Consider the following 7,955-nt stretch of genomic DNA (forward strand, 5'->3'; position numbering starts at 1 on the left):
TATCTCACTGAAAGGAGGATCATTTATGTCAAGACATCATATAGAAAAGGTAACTTGTCCTTCCTGCCATCATGAGGGAGATTTTGAGCTCTGGGACAGTATTAATACTGCACTGGATCCTGAAATGAAAGAGAAGGTACTTAATCAATCTATTTTCCTTTATACCTGCCCGAGCTGTGGAGAGACCTTTCGTTTAAACTACTCCACACTCTATCACCAAATGGAAGATCTTGTCATGATTTATCTGGTTCCTGAATCAGAAGTAAAGAAGACATATGAAATATTTTATGAAAAAAATGCTTTGGCTGATTATCGTACCGAAAAGTACTTATACCGGATTGTGACATCAGCAAATCAGCTCGTTGAAAAGATCCAGATCTTTGATGCAGGTAAAGATGACAGGGTAATGGAACTTGTTAAATTACTTGCGACAGATTCTATTCTCAAAAATGATCCCGATATAGAATTTGATGAACTGCGCTTTGCTGTCGACGACGACGGAACAAATATTCTTGTAATCATTAATAAGGGTGAGATTACTGGTGCAGTTGACATTGACAATATGTATGAATTTGCTTCTTCACACTGCAATGATTTCAAGGATCTCCGCGATGATGATGAAATAGTTATCAATAGGGAGTGGATCCTTAACAAACTTGCCGAAGCAGAAAACGAATAGTATATTTGGTGGCTACACCCCCAAGCCCCTGTAGAATAAATAACGCCAGTACTGGATATCAAAAATCCCGCACCGGCGTTATTTATTAAAATATTTTGTTTTTTAATCTTCAACACTCTCTACTGAAACTTCTTTTTTCTTCCTACTTTTACCAGAAATCATCTTGTGTCCTGTATAAATAGCCATAATCATGCAAAGCAAAGAACTTGCTGCAAAGTACTTATGGCCTTCTTTTGATCCCTTATAACCTGTATAAAAAGTTCCAAGCATTGTAATCAGTGCACCGATAGACCAATATTTATGTGATTTCATTCAGATACCTCCTGCCGTTTTTCTTAATCATATACCTTTTAAAAGATATATACAAACTGGTATTTTGAATCAATCGACAAGCAGCTCGGATCTTCCACTATAAATTCATACCTTCAGCAAATAGGATATGGCAATAAAAATATATCCGGAGATTTCTCTTCCTACTGGATGCAGTCATCCTTAAAGATTTCACCAGTAGAACAAGTTGAACTTTTGAAAAATTTATATCGAAACAACTTCAACTTTACTCCTGCTAATATTCATGCCGTCAAAAATTCCATCCATCTTACCGCCTCTGAAAATGGAGAATTTATGGAAAAACCGGAACCGGACGAGTGAACGGGCAGGATATAAATGGCTGGTTTATAGGTTTTATAGAAAGCCAAAATAATACATACTTTTTCTCCACAAATATTCAAAGCGAACAACGTGCAACTGGTAGTAAAGCATCAGATGGTGCTTTATCTACTCGTATTGATTCGTCACATAAATATAAGCATCTTCCAACGTTGCAGGAATTGACATACACTCCAATTCTGGCTGTATTTCAGAAATCACTCTTAACTGCAATCCCCCCTCAACATACTGTTTAGATGTAATACGATACTTCTGTTCCACTTCTCTTGCTTTTCTCTCATCAGGTACTTTGCAAATCCAGATTTTCCCCTGTGCTTCTTCTGTCAAATTCTTCATAGAACCCGCATACAGAAATCGACCTTTATGCATAATTGCAAGCTGATTGCAGGTGGCAGCTAAGTCTTCTACCACATGAGTTGAAAACAAAACCGTTCTGTTTTCAGAAAAATCTACTAACAAATTGCGGATGCGAATACGTTCCTCTGGATCTAAACCGGTAGTCGGCTCATCCACAATTAAAAATTCCGGTTCATTTAAAAGCGCCTGCACCAATCCTACCCGTCGTTTCATACCGCCTGACAACTGTTTCATTTTCTTTTTCCGGTGTTCTGCAAGACTGGTCTTTTTCAAATAATATTCTATTCGTTTCTTGCATTCTGCTTTTGGAACACCTGCCAAATCACCCATATACTCTAAACACTCCTGAACAGTCAAATTAGGATAAAGTTCAATTTCCTGTGGCAGATACCCTATTTTTCTCTGAATTTTTTCATAGTTTCCTTCACTATATAAAATCCCGTCCAATGTGACCGTTCCACTTGTAGGTTTAAGTACAGTAGTTAAAACCCTCATCAAAGTTGTCTTTCCTGCTCCATTTTCTCCCAATAATCCAAAAATTCCATTCGGTATATTTAAATTCGCATGATTGATTGCTGTCACACCATTTTTAAATCTTACTGTTAAATCCTCAATATGAATACTCATAAACTTACCCTCTCTTTCTAACTATTTTCGGCAATACTACCAATAAAATCAATCCAATACCAATACACAAAGCTTTCCCTTGCAGCCATGTAACATCAGCAGTATTTTCTATATCTCTGAAAGCATAGGAAAACAGATTCCATGCCCCAAAAAGTTTATCTCCTCCCGTGGAATTTGTTGCTACCCATATCAGAAGGCAGCTTCCAATCCCCATCCACATATTGCGAAAAAGCATTGACAATGTATTGACCAATATTCCCCAAAAGAAAATGGTTACTACAATCGCTAAAAAATAGGCAATAAACTGAAGTATTTCACTTTCCGTTGCCGGATGTGTGACTGGTTTTTGAAACACAAAAAACAATCCGTAACCTAAAACAGCAAGCAGTAATAAAAAAAATTCCTGTATCATTATTCGCTGCATGATGGAGCAAATTCTCTTTCTTATTGGATACAGCCTATGGATTTCTGAACGCTTGCTTGTAATTTCCTGCACATAAGTGTCCGCACAAAAAACAGCAGTCAATATAGCAAAAGGTGCCTCAATGGAAAGTCCTATTTCATTTGTGAATACAACCCCACGTATCAAGCTTAAAATCACAACAAAAGATACTGCATAAGCAATCTTATAAAACGGCAGAACAATCTTCATTTCCTTCTTCATTTACATCCGCCTCCTCTTCCAAATCTGTATTGAAATCAGAATAATCACTCCAGATGCTAAAATAAGTAAACTCTGATTTAAAAATGCCATTGGCGGCGGTGTTGTATCGAAAAGCTGATCGGGGAATCGAACCATAATCGCAAAAGGTCTTCCCCAATATCCATAAACTCCTTCCGCATTTCTTCCGCCCATATTGGAATATACCATGTAAAGAATCAGAAGCGGCACTCCCGGAAGTGGATTTTTAAATATGAGTGAAATCAATGTATATACACTTACAATCATCAGCATATTGGGAAGTATATAAAGTACAGTAGAAACTATAAAATCCCAGAACCGCACTTCAAACCCACTGTCTTTTGTATAAATAACACACAATGCCCAAAATAATAGATTTATAATAGTCAGAGCAATCAAACAAATTGCAAATCCTGCGCTTACTTTTCCAAATACATACTTTCCGGCAGTGATCGGTTTCGTGTGAAGCAATTCATAAGTATGCTTTTTCGTATCCTGTAAAAACAGAACCGCTAACATAATTGTTGCAAAAAAACACATAAACAACCCTGCAAAATCAGCAAATTTTCTTGAGTAATAAAAAGAAAACGCCTTATTTTTCATTTTTTCGTTCAGATATGTGTTGATTTCTTCTGGCGTTCCTTTGTAATAGGCACTATCTTCGTACATATATCTTGCACTATACCAATCATATTTTTCCTCCAGATATACGAATGCTTCTTCTAACTCCATATCAACAAGTTTGCTCATTACGGATTGTGCCTCTAAATCAGACATTTCTAATTCATCAATTAGTGCTTGTTTTATCTGTCCACTCCATATTTCTCGATGTTTTTCAGGATTCGCAGGAATATATCCTTCATAAACATCTCCTAAGCGAACTGTATCAGGATAATCATTGATAATTTTCTCGCCTTGCCCTAAATAATGTGTGGTTAAATATGGACTTGTCGTATTAAACACACCATAAATCACAAGCAGAATACCTACCCAAAATAACGGTCGCTTTAGATAATTCTTAATCTCTCTTTTAAAAATAGCAATCATACGTTTGCCTCCTTTCCTTGTTATAGACATCATAAAATATAAATCACAATAAAAAGACAACAGCATAAAAAAATCGGACTGCTTATGCAATCCGATGAAATACTGCTGTTATTACAGCTCCACTCTGTTTTTCATTTTCTATTAGTAACTGTCCGCCATGCTTTTCACAATACAACCTACTGATATACATGCCCATTCCTGAATGTTTCAAACTGTCTTTCACATTTTGCTGATAAAAAAGCTCTGTTGCCTTTTGCTTGTCTACTGTAAAACCCACTCCATCATCCTTTACTCTGATTTGTAATTCAGAACAAGTAAGGAGAACTTCCATTTCCACTTTTGTTTTAGCATAACGAAAGGCATTTGACAAAAGGTTTTCTATAACCTCTAAAATCACTTCCTTATCTCCCGAAAATTTTTCTGCTGTTTCCACACATTCTAATTCGCATCTCTTTCCAAATTTTTTCTCAAACACATTCAACTCTGCCTGTATATCTATTTCTAACTGCATACTTGTAATTTCTTCTACCACTAACTCCCTTGTATCTAAACTGCTCATCTTCCTCATTGTTTCTACAAATGTATCCATGCGTTCAATCTGTTTTTTACTCTCATTTACCATACCTAAGGCTCGATCCATATCTATCTCTTCTTCAGGAAGATATTCTGAAAGCATTTCCTGATACCCCGCCAATACAGATAGCGGTGAACGGATATCATGTGCAATCGCTGCTCGCAAAGCCTTTTCTTCCTCAATTATTTTCCATAATTGATGGTTATTTTCTGCAAGCTGCTCCTTCATCCGTTCAAATTCCTCGCACAATCTTCCCATTTCATCCTTATTTTCATAGGTAATATGAAAATCCAAATTATTTCGACCAACCTGTTGTGATGCCAGTTCTAATTCTTCAATGGGATTTTTTAATTTATGCTTATAAAAAAGAAACACTGCTATGATATTGCCTACCACAGACACAATAAGTACTGTAAACGTCTGAAGGAAGTCACATATCTCTGATACATGATAATCAAATTTTTTCATTTCATAAGAATTCGGTCTCGGAACATCTGTCAAATACTTTCTACCGTCACCTTCAGCCATTTCAAAATACTTTTCTTGATCTACGTATTTCCACCAAATGTCATCTTGTATAGTTGCTGCCATTCGCATAATCAATGCCGAAAGATAAAAACTAACTATCAAACTGACTATCATATATAAGACAATGGTTTTTCTTAACGAAAGATTTTTTATTTTTTCCATTTATATCCCATCCCCCATACTGTTTCAATATATTCATGTTTTGTATATCGTTTTATTTTATTACGAATTCTACGGATTAGTTCAGTCACTACTCGACTATCTCCTTCTGTGTCATATCCACTAATCTTTTCATAAATACGTTCTTTATCAAAAACCATTTCAGGATTCATGGATAAAAATTCTATAATCTCATATTCTAATTTAGTAAGCTCTAAAGCATTCCCTTTAATATGTGCACATTTACTGGCATAGTCAATTACTAATTCTCCATAAAACCTTTGTTCTTTTTTCCTATGTAAACGTTCTTCACGTTTCAAATGAGCAATAATTCTGGCATCTAATTCTTTCAAACTGAATGGTTTTAAAACATAATCATCGCCACCAGACAACAATCCCATTACTCGATCCTGTTCTTCTACTTTTGCGGTCAAAAAAATAATCGGACAGGAAACCATATCTCTGATTCTTCTGCACACTTCAATTCCGTCCATTCCCGGCATATTTACATCCAATAAAATAATATCGGGATTTACACTTATCTTTTCCATTGCTTCTATGCCATTTTCTGCAATAATCACTGTATAATTCTTCAATGTAAAGTATTGATTCAACATTTTTAGCAATTCTCTATCATCATCAACCATTAAAATTTTATAGTTCATAAATTCCACCTCTGGCTATAATGCTATCTTTTCTTTATAGTATATCTTATAAAAAACAACAAATAAACAACAATTCCTAAAAGGCAACAGCCTTTCTAAACTGCCGCCTTTTCTCCTTCATTTTATTTCCATTATTGATAAACCATCTCTGTATCCACAATCTCCCTTGCACACGATTACATATTGTTCATTCTCGCTACCCATTCCATCTGATTTTCTGCCTTTAACTGTTCCGTGATCCCCTGTGCCTGTTTCATCTGCTCTACAATTCTTTCAAACCTTAAATACTTATAGTCGTCTGTATCCAAACAAACAAGCCGAAGTCGCACAACAACTTGAAAATCTTATCAACGGAACAACAGTCCCAGATACTATTATAAAAAAGGAAAAAGAGCTCCTTCGAGCTCTTTTGATTCAGTTCTGTAAACTTGAAGTTGTCAGTTTAGAAAACCGGAAGTCAATCAAATAAAGCTTCCCATTTTTCTGATTGCATTGCATTAAAACACATCGCAATTTGTTCTTTATTATTCTTTTCTTCTGCAAGTTCTGGAAGCTCATCAATTCCAAAATAATCAAAACCTGTTGTTTCAATATTCGTTTTAAATTGACCGCCCGTCACTTCACATTGCATAAAAATCTTACATACTTTATACGCATATATTGGAAGATTATGTTTCTCCCTATCTTGAACAGCAATCACACGTTTTACAGTAACATCAAGTCCTGATTCCTCTTTGACCTCCTTTATTGTATTCTCCTCTACGGAAATATCGACATCACACCAACCTCCCGGTAATGACCAAGTACCATTTGCTTCATGAACCAATAATATTTTCCCGTCTTTAAAAATCGCAGCCCTTGTATCTATTTTAGGAGTCTGATATCCTACATCACTGCAAAATAAATTTTGAACTTTTTCTGTAGATATTTCAGTTTTATAGCTTATCATTTCAGCAGAAATTTCTCGGATTCTTTCATATCGTTCTATATCAAATTTGTCCTTTCCATAAAACAAACCACCCTGAGCAATAGCTTGTAATTCTACTGCCCATTTTAGCCATTGTTCGTTTTTATTCATAGATTATCGCTCCTTTAAATTCCGAGTTGTTAAACTCTTTCTAACCTCCATCTTCTTGCCCTTCGGACAAGAAGCATCCCTCGCTCTAAGAGCTCGGTCAATTCCGATTTGCACTTCAAATCGTTTTCTTTATTCTATCATAGCATCCATTATTCCGCCATCAGTCTTTCGAACCAGGTATCCATGACAATGATAAACTGGCCTGCTCCTGGCAATTCTTGTAGCATTTCGTCAAGAGTTTTCTGTTTCACATATTTCTGCACATACACCCAACAGGCAATGCTACTGGCTTCTGATACAATGTCAGCTATGGTTTTGCGCATAAGCTCTTCAAATTCAGTAATTTCTTCTTTTGGGACAACATCATACAGTGTTGGTGCCTGATGACTTAATTTTACGCCATTTTCATTTGCATCTTTAAGCAGATTCTTAACTTTTTCTCTTGAATCCTCCGGTACTTTTATGTACTCCCACATAAATGCTACCACATCGGACGGTGTGTCTTTTTTAAGTGGTGGTAACTGAATATAATCATTGTTTTCGCTCATTTTCATATCCTCCTCACGATATAATAAAATCAATAATGCGTTCTCTTGTCATGTCCAGTACAGTATCTACGAACACTCCTGCAAAAAGGATCAGATACAGAATTACACTCAGCGAAAACAGAAATGCAACCTGTACCCAGTCATGGTAACAGTATGCAGTCGCTATAATCAACAAAGTGAATATAAACCCAAGGATCCCTCTGACAACCGCATAAGTCTGTACTGTCATCTTTACTGCCAGTCCGATCACAAAAAGGATCAGCCATACCGGCAGTAATAATATTTTCCCAGCAAGTTTTAAAATAAACATGTGCACCTCCTATCTTACCAGTCCTGGCATAT

11 protein-coding genes and 2 pseudogenes are annotated in these 7,955 nt (G+C 36.0%); 3 read left to right on the plus strand and 10 right to left on the minus strand.

From position 1 onward, the window contains the following. The first annotated feature begins 25 nt into the window (after positions 1–25). Positions 26–679: a CpXC domain-containing protein gene (locus G5B11_RS13235; protein ID WP_029471597.1), complete on the plus strand. Its 654-nt coding sequence runs from the start codon at positions 26–28 to the stop codon at positions 677–679. Positions 680–781: 102 nt separating this feature from the next. On the opposite strand, the gene G5B11_RS13240 is transcribed toward G5B11_RS13235, so the two are convergent. Continuing rightward, entirely contained in the window at positions 782–991 is a 210-nt protein-coding gene (locus G5B11_RS13240; protein ID WP_008392833.1) for a DUF6219 family protein, read from the minus strand. Positions 992–1,090: 99 nt separating this feature from the next. Between G5B11_RS13240 and G5B11_RS19860 the strand changes: the two genes are divergently transcribed. Then, a complete protein-coding gene (locus G5B11_RS19860; RefSeq protein WP_333491578.1) occupies positions 1,091–1,330 on the plus strand; it encodes a penicillin-binding transpeptidase domain-containing protein in 240 nt (79 codons plus the stop codon). Next, positions 1,327–1,383, plus strand: a pseudogene (locus G5B11_RS19865) (hypothetical protein); the annotation flags it as partial. The gene G5B11_RS19860 and the pseudogene G5B11_RS19865, both read left to right, overlap by 4 nt. Before the next feature lie 73 nt (positions 1,384–1,456). On the opposite strand, the gene G5B11_RS13250 reads toward G5B11_RS19865, so the two are convergent. The 9 genes and pseudogenes from G5B11_RS13250 to G5B11_RS13290 form a co-directional block, all read right to left on the minus strand. Continuing rightward, positions 1,457–2,332 (minus strand): ABC transporter ATP-binding protein, encoded by an 876-nt coding sequence (locus G5B11_RS13250; protein ID WP_101884923.1) that lies wholly within the window; start codon positions 2,330–2,332, stop codon positions 1,457–1,459. A gap of 4 nt (positions 2,333–2,336) precedes the next feature. Next, positions 2,337–2,996 (minus strand): hypothetical protein, encoded by a 660-nt coding sequence (locus G5B11_RS13255; RefSeq protein WP_055298348.1) that lies wholly within the window; start codon positions 2,994–2,996, stop codon positions 2,337–2,339. Then, entirely contained in the window at positions 2,997–4,061 is a 1,065-nt protein-coding gene (locus G5B11_RS13260; RefSeq protein WP_055057019.1) for an ABC transporter permease, read from the minus strand. It lies immediately after the preceding gene. Between the two features lie 82 nt (positions 4,062–4,143). Then, positions 4,144–5,325, minus strand: a complete 1,182-nt coding sequence (locus tag G5B11_RS13265) for a HAMP domain-containing sensor histidine kinase (protein ID WP_077325132.1) — start codon at positions 5,323–5,325, stop codon at positions 4,144–4,146. After that, the gene (locus G5B11_RS13270) at positions 5,313–5,987 is read right to left on the minus strand and encodes a response regulator transcription factor (protein WP_077325134.1); all 675 of its coding nucleotides are present in this window, start codon (positions 5,985–5,987) and stop codon (positions 5,313–5,315) included. The genes G5B11_RS13265 and G5B11_RS13270 overlap by 13 nt, the downstream gene beginning before the upstream one ends. Before the next feature lie 176 nt (positions 5,988–6,163). Beyond that, positions 6,164–6,271 (minus strand): annotated as a pseudogene (locus G5B11_RS13275) (TnpV protein); the annotation flags it as partial. Positions 6,272–6,444: 173 nt separating this feature from the next. Beyond that, entirely contained in the window at positions 6,445–7,065 is a 621-nt protein-coding gene (locus G5B11_RS13280) for an NUDIX hydrolase N-terminal domain-containing protein (RefSeq protein WP_005334860.1), read from the minus strand. Positions 7,066–7,214: 149 nt separating this feature from the next. Further along, positions 7,215–7,619, minus strand: coding sequence for a hypothetical protein (locus G5B11_RS13285; protein ID WP_005334861.1), 405 nt, complete (start codon positions 7,617–7,619; stop codon positions 7,215–7,217). Between the two features lie 7 nt (positions 7,620–7,626). Beyond that, on the minus strand, positions 7,627–7,923 hold the full coding sequence (locus G5B11_RS13290; RefSeq protein WP_005334864.1) for a hypothetical protein: 297 nt from the start codon (positions 7,921–7,923) through the stop codon (positions 7,627–7,629). Between the last annotated feature and the right edge of the window lie 32 nt (positions 7,924–7,955).

Source organism: Blautia glucerasea (genome assembly GCF_013304385.1).
In the GTDB taxonomy this organism is placed as follows: domain Bacteria; phylum Bacillota; class Clostridia; order Lachnospirales; family Lachnospiraceae; genus Blautia_A; species Blautia_A ammoniilytica.